General features: G+C 41.3%; 20 protein-coding genes. All 20 read left to right on the plus strand.

The window, feature by feature from the left end:
* Positions 1 to 278: 278 nt before the first annotated feature.
* A complete protein-coding gene (locus tag O3644_RS01995; protein ID WP_371594918.1) occupies positions 279 to 1,034 on the plus strand; it encodes a hypothetical protein in 756 nt (251 codons plus the stop codon).
* A gap of 317 nt (positions 1,035 to 1,351) precedes the next feature.
* Positions 1,352 to 2,038: a YjjG family noncanonical pyrimidine nucleotidase gene (locus O3644_RS02000; RefSeq protein WP_371594919.1), complete on the plus strand. Its 687-nt coding sequence runs from the start codon at positions 1,352 to 1,354 to the stop codon at positions 2,036 to 2,038.
* A gap of 126 nt (positions 2,039 to 2,164) precedes the next feature.
* Entirely contained in the window at positions 2,165 to 2,437 is a 273-nt protein-coding gene (gene rpsP, locus O3644_RS02005; protein WP_005590447.1) for a 30S ribosomal protein S16, read from the plus strand.
* 19 nt (positions 2,438 to 2,456) lie between these two features.
* Positions 2,457 to 2,696 carry an RNA-binding protein KphA gene (gene kphA / locus O3644_RS02010; protein ID WP_005590445.1) on the plus strand — a complete coding sequence of 80 codons (240 nt, stop codon included), beginning with the start codon at positions 2,457 to 2,459 and terminating at the stop codon, positions 2,694 to 2,696.
* A gap of 261 nt (positions 2,697 to 2,957) precedes the next feature.
* Entirely contained in the window at positions 2,958 to 3,509 is a 552-nt protein-coding gene (locus tag O3644_RS02015) for a putative immunity protein (protein ID WP_048763193.1), read from the plus strand.
* Positions 3,506 to 4,855 (plus strand): TrkH family potassium uptake protein, encoded by a 1,350-nt coding sequence (locus O3644_RS02020; RefSeq protein WP_048763191.1) that lies wholly within the window; start codon positions 3,506 to 3,508, stop codon positions 4,853 to 4,855. Before O3644_RS02015 ends, O3644_RS02020 begins: the two co-directional genes overlap by 4 nt.
* Positions 4,856 to 4,865: 10 nt before the next feature.
* Positions 4,866 to 5,531, plus strand: coding sequence for a TrkA family potassium uptake protein (locus tag O3644_RS02025; protein WP_045497627.1), 666 nt, complete (start codon positions 4,866 to 4,868; stop codon positions 5,529 to 5,531).
* Positions 5,532 to 5,689: 158 nt separating this feature from the next.
* Entirely contained in the window at positions 5,690 to 6,244 is a 555-nt protein-coding gene (locus O3644_RS02030) for a GNAT family N-acetyltransferase (RefSeq protein WP_048763189.1), read from the plus strand.
* A gap of 75 nt (positions 6,245 to 6,319) precedes the next feature.
* Positions 6,320 to 6,682, plus strand: a complete 363-nt coding sequence (locus O3644_RS02035) for a TIGR02328 family protein (protein ID WP_048763187.1) — start codon at positions 6,320 to 6,322, stop codon at positions 6,680 to 6,682.
* 94 nt (positions 6,683 to 6,776) lie between these two features.
* Positions 6,777 to 7,295, plus strand: a complete 519-nt coding sequence (gene rimM / locus O3644_RS02040; protein WP_045497618.1) for a ribosome maturation factor RimM — start codon at positions 6,777 to 6,779, stop codon at positions 7,293 to 7,295.
* On the plus strand, positions 7,285 to 8,016 hold the full coding sequence (gene trmD / locus O3644_RS02045; RefSeq protein WP_048763183.1) for a tRNA (guanosine(37)-N1)-methyltransferase TrmD: 732 nt from the start codon (positions 7,285 to 7,287) through the stop codon (positions 8,014 to 8,016). Before rimM ends, trmD begins: the two co-directional genes overlap by 11 nt.
* A 260-nt stretch (positions 8,017 to 8,276) precedes the next feature.
* Positions 8,277 to 9,209 (plus strand): metal ABC transporter solute-binding protein, Zn/Mn family, encoded by a 933-nt coding sequence (locus O3644_RS02050; protein ID WP_371594920.1) that lies wholly within the window; start codon positions 8,277 to 8,279, stop codon positions 9,207 to 9,209.
* Between the two features lie 8 nt (positions 9,210 to 9,217).
* Entirely contained in the window at positions 9,218 to 12,514 is a 3,297-nt protein-coding gene (locus O3644_RS02055; protein WP_371594921.1) for a pneumococcal-type histidine triad protein, read from the plus strand.
* 230 nt (positions 12,515 to 12,744) lie between these two features.
* Positions 12,745 to 15,189 carry a CAP domain-containing protein gene (locus tag O3644_RS02060; protein ID WP_371594922.1) on the plus strand — a complete coding sequence of 815 codons (2,445 nt, stop codon included), beginning with the start codon at positions 12,745 to 12,747 and terminating at the stop codon, positions 15,187 to 15,189.
* Between the two features lie 193 nt (positions 15,190 to 15,382).
* Complete coding sequence (hemH, locus tag O3644_RS02065) at positions 15,383 to 16,477, plus strand: ferrochelatase (RefSeq protein ID WP_371594923.1); 1,095 nt, start codon at positions 15,383 to 15,385, stop codon at positions 16,475 to 16,477.
* An 86-nt stretch (positions 16,478 to 16,563) separates the two neighbouring features.
* Positions 16,564 to 18,396, plus strand: a complete 1,833-nt coding sequence (uvrC, locus tag O3644_RS02070; protein WP_371594924.1) for an excinuclease ABC subunit UvrC — start codon at positions 16,564 to 16,566, stop codon at positions 18,394 to 18,396.
* Between the two features lie 113 nt (positions 18,397 to 18,509).
* Entirely contained in the window at positions 18,510 to 19,076 is a 567-nt protein-coding gene (locus O3644_RS02075) for an SMI1/KNR4 family protein (RefSeq protein ID WP_371594925.1), read from the plus strand.
* A 171-nt stretch (positions 19,077 to 19,247) separates the two neighbouring features.
* Positions 19,248 to 19,703, plus strand: coding sequence for an SMI1/KNR4 family protein (locus O3644_RS02080; RefSeq protein WP_371594926.1), 456 nt, complete (start codon positions 19,248 to 19,250; stop codon positions 19,701 to 19,703).
* Between the two features lie 115 nt (positions 19,704 to 19,818).
* A complete protein-coding gene (locus O3644_RS02085) occupies positions 19,819 to 20,385 on the plus strand; it encodes an SMI1/KNR4 family protein (RefSeq protein ID WP_371594927.1) in 567 nt (188 codons plus the stop codon).
* Positions 20,386 to 20,718: 333 nt separating this feature from the next.
* Positions 20,719 to 21,030 carry a hypothetical protein gene (locus O3644_RS02090; protein ID WP_371594928.1) on the plus strand — a complete coding sequence of 104 codons (312 nt, stop codon included), beginning with the start codon at positions 20,719 to 20,721 and terminating at the stop codon, positions 21,028 to 21,030.
* Positions 21,031 to 21,043: the final 13 nt, after the last annotated feature.

Below are 21,043 nucleotides of genomic sequence, written 5' to 3' on the forward strand. Positions count from 1 at the left end.
TGATGGTTAAGTCGATATATTTTTCCTTCTCAAATATTTTCCAAATCATTTAATCTTTTTAAAGATAAGAACCACTTTCTAATTAATCAAAGACTACTTCAAATTTTTCAACTCTTGATAACATGAGAAAACCTCCGTAAAATGATTCAATTTATCATAACAAAAAAATACCGGAAAAACACCATATTATATTGGTATGTGTCTGGTGTTGGATGAAATTGACTTTCGAAAACATTAACTATATAATGTCTGTAAACAAGAAATAATGAGGTAACGATATGAATAAAACAGAATTACTGTTACAAAGACTAGATGATATTGGTCAGTCTCTAAAAGATTCTAGACAAGCACTAGCTTTGCTGGCACTTGGTTCTTGCGGAGCAGAAAGAGAACGATTGGATCAGTACTCGGATTTGGACTTCTTTGTTATAGTAAAAGATGGCTACAAGCATGCCTATATCCAGGACCTAACCTGGTTAAGTAAGCTAGAACCAATTGCATTTCACTACCAAAATACAGTGGATGGACATAAAGTTCTATTTGAAGATGATGTTTTTTGTGAATTTGCTGTCTTTGAAGCTCATGAACTAGTAAACATTCCCTTCGCTGAAGGCAAGATTATCTGGAAGGAGGTCGGTTTTGATGGAACAATCTGCCAACCACAAAGATTGCCATCAAAAGAAAATAGAGACCGTGAATGGCTGTTGGGAGAAATTTTATGCAATCTATATATAGGACTAGGTCGCTATCAACGAGGCGAAAAATTAGCTGCTTATGATTTCATCCAAAACAGATCCGTCAAGCTTTGGACTGAATTAATCAATTTGGAAAAAACTTCTAAATCTGATTTTATAGATATTTTTAACAGCAACAGACGATTTGAAAAAGGTTATCCAAATGAGGCCAAACAATTACCCTACTTTTTGCAAGGTTACGAACGAATCTCTGAATCTGCTCAGGCACTCCTAGAATATCTTGATAAACACTATCCTATTAACGTATTTATAAAAGAAAAAATTCGTAATTTATTATAAAAGAGACTTTCCAAAAAATGACCTAAATCCCAACAGTTAGATATCTTTGTCAACTGTAGTGGATTAATGAAATTTTAAAATCTGTAGAGGATAATTGATGTCCTCTCCTTTTTTATGTTCAGAGTGAGAAAGATTCATTTCTTAAAGTTGCCAAAGTTAAAAAATCCAAAGGTTGGTATTTGATTGGTTTAATTAGAGCCTAAAAAGCGCCTTTGAGGTTACTTTTTTAGTTGAGCTTAGAGTATACTTTGGTTATTGGACTGCTAGGTACAGTATGATATAATAAATCTACTACAGTTGCAGAAAGGATTTCGATTTTGTCATACAAATTTCTACTTTTTGACCTTGACCATACCTTGCTGGATTTTGATACGGCAGAAGACATTGCCCTGACTCATTTTTTGGAGGAGCAGGGCGTGACGGAGATCCAGATCTACAAAGACTATTATATTCCCATGAACAAGGGGCTTTGGCGGGATTTGGAGCAGGGGAAAATCACCAAGCCGGAGCTGGTCAATACCCGTATTTCTCGTCTTTTTGATCATTTTGGCATTGAGAAGGATGGGGCCGAGTTGGCCCTTCTCTATCAGCAGCATATTGCTCAGCAAGGACAAACCTACGCTGGAGCGAGCGAGCTTTTGGACAACTTGACAGCTGCTGATTATGAGATTTACGGAGCGACCAATGGCATCACGGCTATTCAGACCGGCCGTATGGCTCATTCTGGTATTGCGCCCTATTTTAATCACATTTTTATCTCGGAAAAGATGGGGACTCAGAAGCCTGAAGCTTTGTTTTATGAAAAAATAGCAGAGCAGATACCAGATTTTGACCTGTCTCAGGCTTTGATGATTGGAGATTCCTTGACAGCAGATATTGCAGGCGCTAATAATGCCGGACTGGACTCTCTCTGGTACAATCCCAAGAAGTTGATTAATAATAGCAGCGCGCAGCCGACTTATACGGTATCCTCCTATGAAGAAATTAAAAAATTGCTGATTTGAAAAAATTTTTAAGTCTGTCAAGAAAAAAACTTGACACCTCTTAAAAATCTGCTATAATAGAACATGTGCTAAATAGCTCAGCTATTTCACCGAAATAAAAAATAAGAAAAGAGAGAAATTTTAAAAATGGCAGTAAAAATCCGTTTGACTCGTATGGGTTCTAAGAAAAAACCTTTCTACCGTATCAACGTTGCAGACTCACGTTCACCACGTGATGGACGTTTCATCGAAACAGTTGGAACTTACAACCCACTTGTTGAAGAAAACCAAGTGACTTTGAAAGAAGATCGCGTTCTTGCATGGTTGGCTGATGGAGCTCAACCTTCAGATACAGTTCGCAACATCCTTTCAAAAGCTGGTGTTTTGAAGAAATTCCACGATTCAAAATACTCTAAATAATAGAAGTGCAGGTTGATATATGGACACGATTGAAAATCTCATTATTGCGATAGTGAAACCTTTGATTTCACAGCCAGATGCCTTAACTATCAAGATTGAAGATACACCTGAGTTTTTAGAGTATCATCTTGATCTTGATCCAAGCGATGTTGGACGTGTGATCGGTCGTAAAGGTCGTACTATCTCCGCTATAAGGACGATTGTTTACTCTGTCCCAACCGAGTACAAAAAAGTTCGCATCGTCATTGATGAGAAATAAGAAGCAGCGGGGCCATGTGTCCCGTTTTTCTATTTCTTTTAGCGAACTGAGTGCCTAGTACATAAGTGAGGTTAGAGAAATTGATGCAGTTCGAGCTCTGCGAGAACTACGTTCCTTATTATCCTTAATGAAACAAGCCGTTAGGCGCAGTTGAATTTAGGGCCATTGATGTAGCTTGAGCTCCGCGAGAACTTGACACTTCATTTAAGAGAAGAATGAAATGCAGGGGCGAGTTTAGAGAAATCCGAAATCGGAGGACATATGAAGCCAGAAGAGTATGCTTGGAACGCCCATGAGCGCAAGTGTTATGAGAATGATCAAGTGATTTTACCGAGCCCATACAAACTGAAAATCTTGGATGATAGTGAGAAGAGGTTAGAATTGGAGCTTGTTTTGGAGCAGCTTCCTCAGGGGCAACTGGCTCGATGGGCTATGAAAATGGCGTCAAGCTTTATAGCTCTGATAGATATGGAAGATGAGTTTGAAAAGCAGAAGATTTTGACTCAAGTAAGAGAGGTTTTTCAAGCTCGACTTGATGGGAGGGCATCTGCCTATGAACTAAGAAAGGCTGGTTTCTTGGCTAACAAACTGTCTCAGCAGGCTCAATCACAAATCGGTAAATATGCTGCGCGTGTCTTTGCCCAAGCAGTCGCAGCAGCCCATATGCGGGGGCATGCTATTGTCGCAGCAGATTATGCCATCAAAGTCAGAAACTTGCAGAGTCCAGATGATTTACAGCTGGCTGTTAAGGAAAGAAAAGGGCAGATAGAGCTAGCCTCTGCTTTTATTAGATCGGGAAAGGAAACTTTATGAAGCATTTATTTTCACGCTTGTCACCAGCGCAAAAGATTATCTTGTCTTTTCTTTTGGTGATATTTTGTGGCTCCTTGCTACTCAGTCTGCCTTGGGTGCAGACGGCAAGTTCCCAAGCGGGCTATCTGGATCATCTTTTTACAGCGGTCTCCATGGTCTGTGTGACAGGACTTTTTACTCGATCGGTTGTAGATACATACAATGTCTGGGGGCAGCTCCTTTGCATGCTGCTGATTCAGATTGGTGGTTTGGGAATCCTAACCTTTATCGGATTTTTCACCATGGAAAGTCGGAAAAAGCTCAGTCTCAAGGATCGCCGCATTCTGCGGGATAGTTTTAGTTATGGGCACAATCGTACCTTGGGTCAATTTGTCCGTTCGATTTTTATCACGACTTTTACTATCGAAGGACTGGGCGCTCTCCTTCTTATGATTCGCTTCATTCCTAAGTTTGGCTTGGGGAAAGGGATTTTTAATTCTATCTTTTTAGCTGTTTCTGCATTTTGTAATGCAGGATTTGATAATTTTGGCAATGATAGCCTACTAGGCTTGCAGACAGATGTTTTGGCCAATATCACCTTGGCTCTCCTCATCATTACTGGCGGACTTGGTTTTATGGTCTGGTTTGACTTGGCTACTAAATTAGGAGGAAAACAGAAGGGGCTGCACTTTCATACCAAGGTAGTCTTGCTTCTGACAGCTGGCCTCCTCGTCTTTGGGACGGTCACGAGTCTCTGGACGGAGTATAATAATCCTGGAACGATTGGCAATCTTTCCTTTGGCGATAAGCTACTAGTCAGCTTTTTCCAGACAGTCAGCATGAGGACAGCTGGCTTTGCTTCCATCGATTATACGGCTGCTCGTCCAGTAACCCTGTTTATCTATCTGCTCCAGATGTTTTTAGGAGGAGCTCCGGGTGGTACAGCGGGCGGTCTGAAAATTACGACCTTCTTAGTTCTTTTGCTTTTCGCTCGTAAGGAGATTTTGGGCTTGCCACATACTAATCTCGGTCGCAGAACACTGGCTCCTCAGCTGGTGCAGAAGGCTTTTGGTGTGACAGTGATTTTTCAGCTGACATTTCTACTTGGTCTTTTGGCTCTTGGGCTAGTGACCGATAGCAGTCATCGCTTTATTTACCTGATATTTGAGACTGTGTCGGCACTGGCTACAGTTGGTGTGACGGCCAATATCACTACCAGCCTCAATACAGCTGGTATGATTGTGATTATGCTGCTGATGTTTATTGGACGGGTGGGGCCGCTGACTCTTATGGTCAGTCTCAGCCATTATCAACCGAAGAAAGCGACTACCTTGCACTACAGCAAGGCGGACATTATGATTGGATAGGAGAAAAGAAATGGCAAATCAAACAGTTGGAATCCTTGGCTTGGGGATTTTTGGACAGAGTATCATTGAGGCCTTGATTTCTCAAGATGTAGAAATCATTGCGATTGATAATCACGAAGAGACAATCAATCAGTATGAAGACATGATTGCCGTCGGTGTGATCGGGGACATTACTGATATGGAGCTTTTGGAGGCGGCAGACGTTGGTTCCTGTGATACGGTCGTCGTGGCGACTGGAGAAAGTCTGGAATCCAGTGTTCTAGCGGTCATGCACTGTAAGGCTTTGGGCGTTAAAAATGTCATTGCCAAGGTCAAGGATGAAGTAACCCAGCAGGTACTGGAAAAGGTGGGAGCTGATTTGGTTATCCTGCCTGAAGTGGAGGCAGGCATTTCATTGGCCAAGACCATTCTCTTTAACCATTCGATTGAGGTTTTCCAGCTGGATGACGATGTAGTGGTGGCTGAGTTTGAGCTGCCTGCTAGCTGGGTTGGCAAAACAGTTCGTGAAGTAGACGCTCGTAGGCTTTATCATCTCAATATTATTGGCTATCGTCTGACAAAAAATCAGCCTTTGGAAAGTCAGTTTACTCCAGACTTTGTCTGGCCAGCAGGAGTCAGCATTATGGCTGTGACGGATAACCAGCATTTGGATAAATTACGTGAAATAGTGAAGTAGTGGCTAGGAGTCCAATCGGGACCAACTATCAGTAGTTCCTAGGAACTCGGAATCTTACCATAACTTCAGAAAAATAAATACCTAAGAGCTCTTTCAGGGCTCTTTTTTGAACCCTTTTGCAAAATTTGTTATACTATCACTAGAAAAGGAGTGATTTTATGAGCTTAACCAGCCAGATCATTACAGCAGATTTTCCAGATTTGGATAAGGTAGAAGCCTTGAATAATGAAGCTTTCCCAGAAGAGGAAAGGATACCGCTCAGTGAATTTTTACGATATGAGGATCAGGAAGATGCTAATTTTTTCGCCTTTTATCATGAAAAGGAGTTTGTTGGTTTTGCCTTTGCCATTTCCAACGCGCAAGCCTTTTATGTTAGTTTCTTTGCGATTATGCCTCACCTGCGCAGCCATGGCTATGGCGGTGAAATTATTGAAAAGCTGGTCAATTTCTATCAGAGAACCATGATTTTAGAAATCGAGCGTTTAGACGAGCCTTGTGACAATCTTGAGCAACGTCAAGCTCGCTGGGATTTCTATCACAGCAAGGGCTTCCGGTCAGCCAATGCCTTTCTGGAATATGAGGATCTTAGCTTTGAAATCCTTTATCGAGGGGAGTCTTTTGACGAAGAGGCCTATCGGGACATATTCCACCGGCTTCAGGAAGAGAATTATTTTGACTTTGAAATCAAACATAGACGTTTCAGTGATTATTAAAAGGAAGTTCTCTGGAGCTCAATTACGATTTGGAGCAACAAAAGATTGCTTTGTTTTTACTAAATGGAGGTTAGAATGAGACTCTGGCATCAAGCACTGATTCCCAAACTTCCCCGTCCGCAACTGCTTGGCCAGCATCGGGAATGCTGCGCTCTTCGTGGCAATGGCTGGGGCAAGAAACATGCGACCGTTGACTATGTTTTTACTCACTCTCCTTACTTGCTTTATTGCTACCATGAGCTGATTATGGAGGAGATGAGCAAGCGAGGTTATCGTGTGTCTCCAGAGTGGCTGGAGCGGGACTATCGTGGCAAGACTTGTCCAGCCTATGTACATCTGGAAGAAATGGCTGTGGCGAGCCCTATTTACCCCGAGCATGATGCGGCTTACTATGAGGAATGCCTGCAAAATCTCAGAGAAAAAGGCACTGACTTATAGGCTTTTCTGCTGTCTGAGCTAGCTGCCTGTCTTGAGAAAAAGCCAGCAAAATGATACAATAAAACGAATAGTAAAAAGATTAACTGGAGTAAAAATGAATTATTTTAATGTTGGGAAAATCGTCAATACCCAAGGTTTGCAAGGCGAGATGCGGGTTTTATCAGTGACAGATTTTGCGGAAGAGCGTTTTAAAAAAGGCAATAAACTGGCTCTTTTCGATAAGAAAGACCAGTTTGTTATGGATGTGGAGATTGCTAGCCACCGCAAGGCCAAGAACTTTGATATCATCAAGTTCAAGGGCATGTACCATATCAATGATATCGAGAAATTTCGTGATTTTAGTCTGAAAGTAGCCGAAGAAGACTTGGCTGATTTGGAAGATGGGGAGTTTTACTACCATGAGATTATCGGTCTTGAAGTCTATGAAAATGACGTTCTACTTGGTACGATAAAGGAGATTCTCCAGCCAGGGGCCAATGATGTCTGGGTAGTCAAGCGTAAAGGCAAACGTGATTTGCTGCTGCCTTACATTCCGCCGGTGGTGCTGGGAATTGACATCGAGCAAGGTCGGGTTGATGTAGAGATACCGGAAGGACTGGACGATGAAGATTGATATTTTGACCCTCTTTCCGGAGATGTTTGCGCCCTTGGAGCACTCGATTGTGGGCAAAGCGCGAGAAAAAGGCCTCTTGGAAATCAATTATCACAATTTCCGAGAAAATGCGGAAAAATCTCGGCATGTGGATGACGAGCCTTATGGTGGCGGTCAGGGCATGCTGCTGCGAGCTCAGCCTATTTTTGATGCCTATGATGCCATTGAAAAGAAGCAGCCGCGCGTGATTTTGCTGGATCCTGCCGGACGAACCTTTGACCAATCCTATGCTGAGGAACTGTCTAGGGAAGAGGAATTGATCTTCATCTGTGGCCATTACGAAGGTTATGATGAGCGGATCAAGACCTTGGTGACGGACGAGATTTCGCTGGGTGACTATGTGCTGACCGGAGGAGAATTGGCGGCTATGACCATGATTGATGCGACAGTTCGCCTGATTCCAGAGGTTATTGGCAAGGAAGTCAGTCACACGGATGACAGCTTTTCGTCTGGACTCTTGGAGTATCCTCAGTACACTCGTCCTTATGACTATCGGGGCATGGTCGTTCCAGAAGTGCTCATGAGTGGGCACCACGAGAATATCCGCAAGTGGCGTCTCTATGAAAGTCTGAAAAAAACCTATGAGCGTCGTCCGGACTTGCTGGAAAACTATGAATGTACAGCCGAAGAAGCTAAAATGTTGGAAGAAATTCGAGCCAATAGTAGGGATAGTGAACACTAGTCCTTTCTATAAAATAGCAAAATTTATATATCGATTTTTCAAAGCCACGTTTGTGGCTTTTTTTATTTGGATGAAGGGCTGGAAAATTTTTGAAAAAATTCAAACTTCCTTCTTGACAGAAAAAATAAAAAGGAGTATTATCTTAACTAGTTAATAAACCGGTTAATAAATCAAGCTATTTTTGAAAGCAATTCATGGGAAAGAATGTTTTGAAAATAGTTCTTTCTTTGAATGATTGCTAAACTGGTTAAGGAGTTGAAATGAAAATCAAAAAAGTTTTGATAGCTTTAAGTCTAGTCTTGCTGGGGCTTGGCCTTGCCGCTTGTAGTAAAAAGGAAGCAAGCGGTGCTGCTAGCAAACGCGGGCTCAATATTGTCACGAGTTTTTACCCGATTTATTCAATGGTCAAAGAAGTCTCAGGAGATTTGAATGATGTCCGGATGATTCAGTCGGGTGCAGGGATTCATGAATTTGAGCCGTCAGCCAGCGATGTAGCGGCTATTTATGAAGCAGATGTCTTTGTGTATCATTCGCGGACTTTGGAGTCTTGGGCTGGTAGTCTGGATCCTAGTTTACAAAAGTCCAAAGTAGCGGTCGTAGAAGCCAGTAATGGGATGCAGTTGGACAAGGTGGCCGGTCTAGAAGAAGTGTCCGCTGAGGAAGGGATTGATGAAAAGACCCTCTATGATCCACATACTTGGCTGGATCCAGAAAAAGTGGCAGAAGAGGCGCAACTCATCGCTCAAGAATTGTCCAAGCTAGATAGTAAAAATGCGGCTACCTATCAAAAAAATGCTCAAAAATTTTCAGAGAAGGCAAAGGCTCTGAGCAAAAAATATCAAGGAGTCTTTAGCGAGCTAGATGAAAAAACTTTCGTGACCCAGCATACAGCCTTTTCTTATCTAGCCAAGCGTTTCGGTCTCAAGCAACTGGGGATTTCAGGCATTTCGCCAGATCAAGAGCCTAGTCCAAGGCAGTTGACGGAGATACAAGATTTTATCAAGACCTATAAAGTCAAGACGATTTTTGTTGAGAGCAATGCTTCTTCTAAGTTGGCTGAAACCTTGAAGAAGGCGACAGGAGTCAACCTAAAGGTGCTAAATCCTCTCGAAGCAGATCCTGAAAATGATAAGACCTATCTTGAAAATTTAGAAGATAATTTAGAAATTTTAGCCAAAGAATTAAAACATTGAGGTGATGTATGAAAAAGAAATATATTATTAGTTCAGTTGCGGCACTAGCTACACTTGGTGTGTGCGGCTATGCGATCATGCAGTATCAAGCAGATAAGCCACAAGAACAAGCAAGAAATCGAGTTGCCTATGTAGAAAAGAAATCTGCAAATAAGAAGGACAATAAATCTCAAAAAGCTGAGAAATTGACACCTGAGCAGATTCAGGCCAAAGAAGGCATTACTGCTGAGCAGATCGTTGTCAAGATTACGGATCAAGGCTATGTGACTTCACATGGCGATCACTATCATTACTATAATGGCAAGGTTCCCTTTGATGCAATTCTAAGTGAAGAGTTGATCATGCGGGATCCAAACTATCAATTGCAGGAATCAGATATTGTCAACCAAGTGAAAGATGGCTATATTATCAAGGTTGCAGGCAAATATTACCTATATCTGACCAATGCCAAAGAAACCAGCAATGTTCGTTCAGTTGATGAAATCGCACGGCAAAGACAGATTCATCCTAGCAAGGAAGAAGGCGAAGGCGGTTCAGAAGCTAAATCGAGTCAAACTGTTAGCAGAAAAACACAAGACTTCAGTCGTCCAAGTGCCGCTTATGCTGCAGGAAAGAGAACCTATCAAGCAGAAGGCACTGCATCGAGTCGGAGCAATGGCGCCTATACAACAGATGACGGCTATGTTTTCAGTCCATCTGATGTGATTTCGGATACAGGAGATGGATTCCTTGTGCCACATGGTGGTCATATGCATTATATTCCTAAAAGTGATCTGTCGCCAGGTGAATTAGCGGCTGCCCAAGCCTACTGGGATTCCTTGCAGCGAGGCAAGCAAGCAGCTACTCCAGCTGAAAATCCTACTACAGGGGGAGAAGCTTCTGCTCCTACAGCTAAAGCATCGGAAAATCAACATGCAGGAACTGGGACTAAGCCAGCGGATCAAGCTGACAAGGGACAGACTGCTAAGCCAGCTCAACCGTCCAAACCTGCCCAATCAGATGCTGGGCACGGAGCTAAACCAGCTGAAAAAGCAGAAGATGCACCATCAAGTTACCAAACCTTACTTGAGAAACTCTACCATACACCAAAAGAAAAACGCTATGTTGAAAAAGATGGGCTTGTCTTTGATCCAAGTAAAATCGTTAGACGGACCGCAGAAGGAGTGGCCATTCCACATGGAAATCACTACCACTTTATCCCTTACAGCAAACTGTCTGCCCTAGAAGAAGAAATAGCTCGAAACATTCCTGTTGCTGGTCAGAAGACTTATCCTAAGGCTGCTGCAAGTACACCAAGCCAGCCTAGCCAACCAGCAAATCCAAGCCAGCCAGCCAAACCAGCTGATAAAGATGAGCACGACCATGGTTTCCATGCTGAACATGTTATTTCAAAAGATGAGGAAGGTTATGTTGTCCAACACGGCGGCCATGCACATTATTTCTTCAAAAAAGATTTGACCAAAGATCAGATTGCAGCGGCAGAAGCTAACCTTGCCAAGCACAAGGATACAAGCCAGTCTAGTCAAGTCAGCACAGAATATGACCGTTTTTCTCGTGACGCCAGTGACGAAGAGAAAATCGCTTATATTTCTAAGACTTATGGCGTACCGCGTGAAGCAATCAAGATTTCAAAAGGTTTCTTTGTCTTTAATAATCCAGATCAAGACTACGATCCGACACATATCCATCCATACGCTGTTCGAAAAGAGCACGTTCGGATTCCTCTAGAAACTGGAAATCCAGAGCTGGACTTCCTGAACGAGCTTTATACAACAGCCTTGCGTTCAGGTCTGTCTCCATACAGTATTCAGGTTGAAAATGGTCAGTTTGTCATTCCGCATGGAGATCACAACCACTACATCCGTGTCCAATCCAAAGGATTGAATCTAGGCATGAAGAACAAAATCCCAGCCTTACAATCAGCTTATCAAGCAGGAGGCTATGATGAAAAGGCTGTTCTTGAAAAGGTAGATGCCCTCTTGGCAGCTAGCCGAACCATTTATGCTAAAGACTTGCTCATGCAGCGTCGAATCGAGCTAGCTCTCGGTAATTTTGTAGAAACTATGAAGCAATTGCCAAGCAACTCAACAGAGGGATATTTGGCAAGCCTGAATCAATTTGATAAGCACTACATTCATGTTGACGAGAAAGCGAAAACGGAAGAGCTGACAGAAGTTGATAAAAAATATCAAGAATTGGTTGACAAGATCAAACGTTTGGAAACAGACAGCTACAATGTGAATAAAACCAACTTGCTCAGTGAATTGCAGACAGCTAAGGTACAAAAAAATGAAGCTAAGATGGCTGAGATTGAGCAACTATTGGAAAGTCTGCAAGATTATCAAGACCGAACAGGAGTGACCTCCGTTGAGTATCTCAAAGCTTTCTATCTTGCGGTTGATGATGCTCGTTTGCAGCCAGAACTTCGTAAGAAAGTTGCTGATTTGACGCTCAAGCTTTATAAATCTCAGGCCTTTATCGAAGCGGTCGATCTGAAAGCTCTTTTCTTGGAACTCTATCAAACCAAGCTAGAAGTTGATAAGGCTCTGGCAAGTGGTGAGGCTGCTTCAGCCAAGGATAAAACGGTTCTGGATACCGAAAAGCTGGACGATCACAGTTATAAGACGGCTATCTATGGTTTCTTGAAAGAATTGTACGGAGAATTTGCACCACAGCCTACAGAGGAAATCTCAGAAGAAACTCTCCAAGCTCTCTTCCAAAAAGGTCAAGAACTTTTGGAAAAAGTAACGGATTCGACTCTGCAAGAAAATTATCAAAAGCAACTCGCAGCACTTGGAACTGATTTGCAAGAAGCCCGCAAAGATAGAGAAACAATCTTAGCAGAAACGAAAACGCTCTTGACTCAAATCGTTGAAACATTAAAAGAACAGCAGACATCTGCAGCGCTCAAGGATAAAGAGACCTATCTGAAAATTTACAATTTGCTGATGTCCGCCCACAAGATGCTTGAGGAACAACAGGGGACAGATGAGCAATTTGCTAAGGTAGATGCTCTATTGGATAAATTATCCGATCCGAGTGTGGATAAAGCAGCCTTGCTAGCCGAAGCAGAAGCCTTCTTTAATCAGCTTCAAGCCAACAAGCCAGCTCCGACTGAGGCTAAAACTGAGACGGAGGCTAGTCTGACTGAGGAGACTAAGGAAGAAAAAACTAGCGAGTCTACTAAAGAAACAGTGGAAGAGTCAAGCTCCCCAGCCACTCCTAAAGTAGAAGAAGCGAATGCACCAGCTTCTTCAGAAAAAGAGGCTGACAGTCAAGTGACACCAGAAGAAAATAAGCAGTAAAGATTTTTTCGAAATAAATGGAATAAGGAGCGGAAGAAGCTAGAAAACGCTTTAAATCCGCTCTATTTCCACTTTATTAGGATGAAGCGTTCGATTTTTGTCATAGAATTGTAATAAAATTTCTATTTAAATGATATGGTTTTGACTGGTTTAACCAGTCATTTTATGTTAGTATTATAGCATAGGACTAAAATATGAAATGATACATGTGCTATTAGAAGGAGATGTCTATGGACAAGAAAATTGGTAAATCCGTTGTAGCGACTGGCATTGCAGCGACAACGATTATTTCTGGTGCGCTCAGCCATCAGGTAAAAGCGGATGAACTCGTTGAGTCAACGGCTACGAAACCAAAGGCAACAGCAGTTACCGAGAAACCAATTACGACAGCGGATGTAGCAGAAGCCAAGGAAAAAGCAGATGCTGCCAAGAAAAATGTAAATCAGCAACAAGAGCAAACTAAGAAAGCTGAAGCAGACCTCGAAGGAGCTAAAGCTGCAGTTTCAGAGGCTCAAGAGAAAGTAACTACTGCTACTGAGAATGAAAAGGTAGCAACTGAAGAAAACATTTCTCAAGCAGAAAACAGTGTTAAAAAAGCTGAAGAAGAAGTTACAGCAAAATCAGAAACTGTCAAAGAAGCAGAGACTGCAGTCCAGGAAGCAAGTCAGGCAGTTAAAGACCAAGAAAATACAATTGCTGGTCAACAATCATTGGTGGATGTGGCAGAATCTGAACTAAACAAAGCTAAAGAACCAGTTCATGCAGAAACTGCAGCTGTAGAAACTGCTAAAAATCAGGAAAATCAAGCTCAAACAGCTGTGGAGCATGCTAAAAATGAACTAGCAAAAGCAGAACAAGAAGCAAACGCTGCGCCACAAAATCAGGCAGAAATCCAAAACAAAATCAATCAAACTCAGGCTAAGTTAGAGCAGACTAAGCAATTGATTGCTGCAACAAATACAGAGTTGGTGCATGAACAGAAAAACGCAAGTACGGCGCCAGTTGATTTACAGAATACGACCTATTCGCAATTTTTAGAGAATCTTCGAGATAATTCGAATAACGAAGCTGTAAGAAATGCTGCAGCTGATGCTTTAGCCCTTTACAAGCGTGGTCAGAATGAATTCAAGATCACTGTCGGTTCAGATCCATCTAGCCCAGCTAGCTTGGAAAATAACTTGCAGGCTTTGGAATTGGTTAAGGCTATCAATGCCTACCGTCGTAATGCAGGACTGCCAGAACTTTTGGTGGATCCATATGCCAATGTTGCCAGCCAGATTCAGACCTTGTACTTTGAAAAGGCTAACTGGCACATGGGCAAGCTGATTGGCAATGAAAACGTGGCAATCAGCTTCAATCCTCAAGGTGCAGTTAATTTCTGGCATAGTGAAAAGGCCCTGTATCAGAAGATTGCTGCTCAATACGGTCTGCCAACTGATGAAAGACAACTGGATGCCAATGCCATTTATATGAAGGTGGGGCCTAACGTCTTTGCGCAAATCGGTCACTATGTCCAAATGATGGATAACAAGGCCAATGCAATCTCTGCTGCTTATGACACTTATCCAAATCAGTTTGGAACTCCATACGGAACTTCAGAAGTTGGATTCCATAATGTTCGGAATTTTAATCAAAGAGTTAATAATGGTACACTGCTAACAGTTGAAGCGATGGAGAAACTTCTTCGCAGTGGCGGTAGTCGTGGGGCTGCTTCAAGTGCTAATGTGACAGCCTTGAAGAATCGTTTGGCAGAGTTGCAAGCTCAGAAAGTTAGCCAAGAGTCTAGCCTGAATCTTTTAAATAATCAGTTGACAGATTCATACAAAGCACAGAAAAATCGTGCGGCTGCTGTTGTAAAAGCCAAACAGAATCTTGAAGCTGCTGAGAAAGGTCTAGCCCTGACTCAACAAAACTTGTCAGATAAAAAGACTGCTTTGAGATCAGCGACAGCGAGAATCGCATCTGCCCTCTCTCCATACCAAGCTAAATTGCAAAAGGCCCAAGCAACCTTGGAAGAGGCTAAAAACCAACTTGCAGCCTTGAAGACGGCTGAAGAAAACAAGAATAAGGCCTTAGAAGCAGCTAAAGCTGAATTGGTCGCTGCTCAAAATCGTGTAGCAGCGGCTCAGAAGAAAGTTGCAGATCTGAAAACAGCTCCACAACAATTGGAAAAAGCTAAGCAAGACTTGGCTACAGCAGAGGCTGACCTGAAGGCTAAACAAGTTGTTGCTGAGACTGAGAATGCAAAATTAGTTGATTTGCAAACAATCTACAATGAGTTGCTAGCAAATTACAATTATTTGCTAGACCTTCTTCCAAAAGAAGTGCGCCAAGCCCTAGTATCTGCCACTACAACTACCTATCAAGCAAATGGTGGACTTAATTTTGCAGCAGCAGGTGCAGGTAGTCAAACAGTTCTGACTTCGAATGCAAATTCAGTTTCTCAAGATGAGAAGGATGCATCGGTTGAAACATTGGCTAACGTAGCTACTAAAGCTCAGCCAAAAACTGATAATAATACTAATGCTCCAGCGACTCCTAAAGCTTCGCCTAGCCAGTCAGTTGTCCTTCCTAATACAGGAACGGAAGCGGAACAATTAGCCTTCCTTGGAATGACTCTCGGTGCAGCTCTTCTCGCAGGTGCAGTGAAACATCGCCGTAGAAAAACTTTATAGCAGATAACAGTGAAGTGAGTGTTACAGCTCGCTTCATTTTTTATTGGTGAATTAGTTTGATTGAAAAAATTGTGGAAGAAAATTTTTTGAGACTAAAATAATTCTTAATTTAGCTAGAAAACATTCCTTTTATCTGCTTTTCAGGGGATATCATGTTATAATAGCAGAGGATTTTATACAAAGAGAGGAACTTATGACTAAAAAAGCTATTCTAATGATGACCTTTGGATCGCCAGAGGGTTATACTTTTGAGGATATTGCAGAATTTTTCACGAATATCCGTCGTGGTGTGCGACCTACTGATCAGGAGATTCAGCACCTTCATGATAATTATCAGCGTATTGGTGGCAGCCCCCTGCAACGCATCACGCGGACAGAGGTTGAGCTGGTGAAGGAAGCTTTAAAAGGAGAGTATGCTGTCTATTTTGCTAATAAATTTTCTCGCCCCTTTATTCCAGATGTTATTAAGCAGATGGAGGATGACGGGATTGAGGAATGTATCTGCTTGATTTTAGAACCGCATTATTCTTTTTACTCTGTCATGGGGTATGAAAAATTTATTACGAGCCAGACAATTAAATTCCATATTATCAAAGAATGGTATCAGGCTGAGGATTTGCTTCGCTTTTGGGAGGAAGAAATCAGGAAAATCTTGCAAACGCAAGTCAAAGATGAAAGTTTTAAGGTCATCTTCTCAGCTCATAGTGTACCAGTCTTGGCGCTTGATTTTGAAGATCCATATATTGATCAGATTATTGAAAACTCACAGTTAATTGCACATCGGCTGGGCTTGGCTCCATCTGAATATACCAATACCTGGCAGAGCGAAAGCGATATTGGCTTGCCGTGGATCAAGCCAGATGTCTTAGAATATCTCCGAGATCAAACGAACCACCCGCAACATTATATCTTTGTCCCAATTAGTTTCATCAGCGAACATATCGAGGTACTGTTTGATAATGACGTGGAGTGTCAGGAATTGTGCCAAGAACTCGGTGTGGCTTATCATCGTCCACCAATGCCTAACACAGACTCCCGTTTGATTGATGCATTATTAGCAACTATTCGTCAGCATGAAACAGAAGAGCTTCGATACATGCACCCAGAAGAAACAACCTTTGACGAATTGGCCCCTTCAGAAGAAAGTAATCAAATCTTAAGCGAAACAGAAGAACTTCAGATGCCTGAATTTGTCAAAAAGTTAATAGAGAAAAAGGGCAGAGAAAATGTCAAAATGCCTTATTTCATAAAGAAAATGTTAGAAAAAAGGGCGCAAGAATCAAAGTAAGTCTAGCCTAGAAATAAACATTTGTAACAGTGCATGTTCTAGGAAAATGAAAAATTTCTATTGAAAAGATAGGGTTTTGGAGAAATATGTCTACAAACAAGCTAATTCAATCCAAGCTGGAACTGTTGCCGACTAGTCCCGGCTGTTACATTCACAAGGATAAAAATGGCACCATTATCTATGTCGGCAAGGCTAAAAATCTGCGCAATCGGGTCCGTTCTTATTTCCGTGGCAGCCACGATACCAAGACGGAGGCTCTGGTTTCCGAGATTGAGGATTTTGAGTTTATTGTCACCGAGTCCAACATTGAGGCTTTGCTTCTGGAAATCAATCTAATCAAGGAAAACCAGCCCAAGTACAATATCATGCTCAAGGACGATAAGTCCTATCCATTTATCAAGATTACCAACGAAACCTATCCGCGCCTAATCATCACGCGCCAAGTCAAAAAAGACGGCGGACTTTATTTTGGTCCTTACCCCGATGTTGGTGCGGCCAATGAAATCAAGCGCCTGCTCGATCGAATTTTTACGTTCAAAAAATGTACCAATCCACCTGCAAAAGTCTGCTTTTATTATCACTTGGGGCAATGTGAAGCCCATACGATTTGCAAGCGGGATAGCCAGTATTTCAAGAATATGGCTCAGGAAGTGTCGGACTTTCTCAAAGGTCAGGACGATAAAATTATCGATGAGCTCCGTGATAAGATGAATAAAACAGCTGCAGCTATGGAGTTTGAGCGAGCGGCTGAATACCGCGACCTGATTCAGGCTATTGGGACCTTGCGTACCAAGCAGCGGGTCATGGCCAAGGATTTGCAGAATCGCGATGTTTTTGGTTACTATGTGGACAAGGGCTGGATGTGCGTGCAGGTTTTCTTTGTCCGCCAGGGCAAACTAATTGAGCGTGATGTCAATCTTTTCCCCTATTACAATGATCCCGACGAAGATTTCCTGACCTATATTGGCCAGTTTTATCAGGAAAAATCCCACCTCAAGCCCAATGAAATCTTAATTCCAGCAGACATTGATGAAGAAGCTGTTCGGGCTATGGTGGATACCAAAGTAGTCAAGCCTCAGCGAGGCGAAAAGAAGCAGTTGGTCAATCTGGCTATTAAGAATGCTCGGGTCAGCCTCCAGCAGAAATTTGATCTTTTGGAGAAATCCGTTGAGAAAACGCAGGGCGCTATCGAAAATCTAGGGAAGCTCCTCAACATTCCGACGCCGGTTCGGATTGAGTCTTTCGATAACTCCAATATTATGGGAACTAGTCCCGTATCAGCTATGGTGGTCTTTGTCAATGGTAAGCCTAGCAAGAAGGATTACCGCAAATACAAAATCAAGACCGTAGTAGGGCCGGACGACTACGCCAGTATGCGAGAGGTTATCAAGCGCCGCTATAGTCGGGTGATTCGTGACGGTCTGACGCCACCAGATCTGATTGTCATTGACGGAGGACAAGGCCAGGTCAATATTGCTAAAGAAGTTATCCAGAACCAGTTGGGGCTTGATATTCCCATCGCTGGACTGCAAAAGAATGACAAGCACCAGACCCATGAATTGCTCTTTGGCGATCCTCTTCAAGTCGTAGAACTGTCCCGTAATTCTCAGGAATTTTTCCTCCTCCAGCGCATCCAAGATGAGGTCCACCGCTTCGCCATTACCTTCCACCGCCAGCTTCGGTCTAAGAATTCCTTCTCATCGCAACTCGATGGTATCGAAGGTTTGGGACCAAAACGCAAGCAAAATCTCATGAAGCATTTCAAATCTCTGACTAAGATTAAAGAAGCCAGTGTCGATGAAATCGTCGAAGTGGGCGTGCCGCGAGCAGTGGCGGAGGCTGTGCAGGCAAAACTCAATCAAACAGAGCCATCCCGACCTTTGTTAGAAGTGGCGGAACCTATTGTAGGCATAGATTGAAAGAAAAATTTATCTTTTAGAGAGATTCAGATACAGCTTTCAAGTACTCATCGATATTGCTCAACCAGATTGATGGAGGATATTTTTGATGCCAGTAGTGAAAAGAGGTAGATATGTTAAGAATTTTCCCATTTAAAACCGATGGTGTCATAACTGAAATAGAACAATTGGAGAAAAATTATTCTATTTCTTTGCCTGAAAAATATAAAGAATTTTTATTAAAGTATAATGGCGGAGATACGATTGATACAAGATTTAAAATTGAGAAAATTCGTTCAGATATCCACTCGTTTTATGGTTTCTCATTGGCTAACCATTTTAGTAATTTTAACTATCTAGTCGAAAAAGGCTTTTTAGAAGATTTTATTGAAAATCATTATCTACCCATAGCTAAAGATAGTTTTGCTAATAATATTTTACTTGGCATCAGCGCTAGTACTTATAATAAAATAGGATTTTATGATCATGAAAAGCAAACGTATATCTCATTCACTATCGATTTTACTGAATTTCTAAAAAAGATAAAAAGTCCTGTTGTTCATATTCCATCCATTGAGGAGCGAATGAAAGAAATGGAAGAAATTGGAAGTCCTGTTGTAGTGGATGATGAGTTAAAAGCTTTATGGCAAGAAGAAATCGATGAATTTGCAGGCCGAGAGCAAGTGATTGTTAAGCTGTAATACTATTCTTTACTAGCTTTATTGATTTTTGACTTTCCGAGTTTATTCTGCTTTTGCGAAAGATGGGCAAGATGGTCTTAAAAATCAAGTGCCTTAAGTAAAATGGCCCTTCAAATGGAATATATGCAACAAAGATTACAAGCCAGAAATTAAAAAGAAGAGGAAAATAAGATGAGCTTAATGATCCATGCACTAGGTCGTGCTAGTGATAAGGAAATAAAAGATTTGGAAGAGAAATACAACCTAACTCTTCCAGAAGATTATAAAAACTTTTTGAAAGAAAACAATGGTGGACGATGTCCTTCCTATAAGTTTGAAAATTCTATTGAGATAAAGAACATCAATGAAGAAATTAATATTGTTGTTTTATATGGGATTAAGACTGGCGTAAAAAACTCTGATATAGAAGATTGGACCGATGAATATTTAGATGATCTTTTTTCTCATTCAATAATTATAGGCAATTCCTTGCAACATGGTTTTCTAGTTTTCTGGTTGAGTGGTGATGAGGATGAAGGTATCTATTACTATGATGATACATATAATCTAGAAGCTTCAAGTGATGAAAACAATGCCTATTTTCTAGCTCGCACTTTTACCGAATTTCTAGAATTAGTCCAAAATTAATGTTAAAATGGGAGGGATAATGTGTAGTCCCTCTTTTTATTCAGTAATTATTTTAAAAAATAGTGGATTGATTGAATTAAAACTTCACAAGATAGTACAAAATTTGGAGTTAGAAATGTTAAGAATTTTTCCTTACGATACAGAAGGTGTAGATCAGGCTATAGCGGATTTTGAAGATGAGTTTACAATCAAGTTTCCAGAAAAATATAAAGAATTTCTACTTAAATATAATGGTGGGAATAGCTTACAAACTAGTTTTAGTATAAATCGTAAAACTTCAGACATTCGAGCATTTTATGGATTTAATAAAGCGAGCCAATACAATAATTTCCAATATTTGATTGATAATGGTTTTTTAGAAGAAGTTTTAGAAAGAGGCTTTATTCCCGTAGCGAAGGATAGTTTTGGGAATTCTATTCTTCTTGGTGTTACAGACAAAAATTTCAATCAGCTAGCTTTTTTTGACCATGAAGGTCAGCTCGTGCAGCCTTTAGAAATCAATTTTGAAGACTGGGTGGCTAAACTTACAAGCAAAAAGAAAAAAATTCGCACGATTGAAGAAAGAATCGCTGATATGAGAGCCGTAGGCAGTAAAAAAGAAATTACACCTAGATTAAAGGAAATCTGGCAAGAAGAAATTGATAAGTATGCTGGTCGTGAGCAAGTGATTGTTAAGTTGTAGTCTTATTTGATTTAATGAGAGTGGGACAGAAATCGGCAATTCGTTAGAATTCGCTTTCGTCGTCCCACCTCCGCACAGTTGAGTAGGGCTGTAAAAGCTAGCGTAGTAGAGCCCACTCAACCACTGCGTCTTGCTCGACAATCCAAAGACAATTGAGAGGCTAGGACTTTTGTCCCAGACTCATTTTTATTTTTTCGAAAGTTTCTGTTATACTAGATTTGTTCATCATTGACCTTCTAAGCTAGACCCCTGAAGGAACTAGCACTATCAATCTATCTCAGTCAAAGATGGATAATTTATCGGAACATATTTCTATCATGAAAGAAGAATAAAATGACAATTGAGAAAGAGTTAAATAAAATAGCAGAAAGCATTTCATTGATTCAAACGAGCCAAGCTGAGGTGCCGTTTTCAGAAGAGGCTTTAGAAGACTTTACAGACTATTTAAGATACTATATTCCAAATCATGTAGGTTGGATACAAAAGGGAAATGAAAAGCTGGTTCAGTCCCTTACAAAAGACAATCAGTTGGATAGAGAAGCAATTTCACAGATGATAGTAGGTCTACACAATCTATCTTTGGATTTTGAGGAATTATGTGACATATTGCTTAAACTTTCCGATGAAATAGATAGAAAAAGCTGAAATTCAAGTATGC

The sequence above is a fragment of the Streptococcus sp. 27098_8_113 genome (assembly GCF_041432545.1).
GTDB lineage: Bacteria > Bacillota > Bacilli > Lactobacillales > Streptococcaceae > Streptococcus.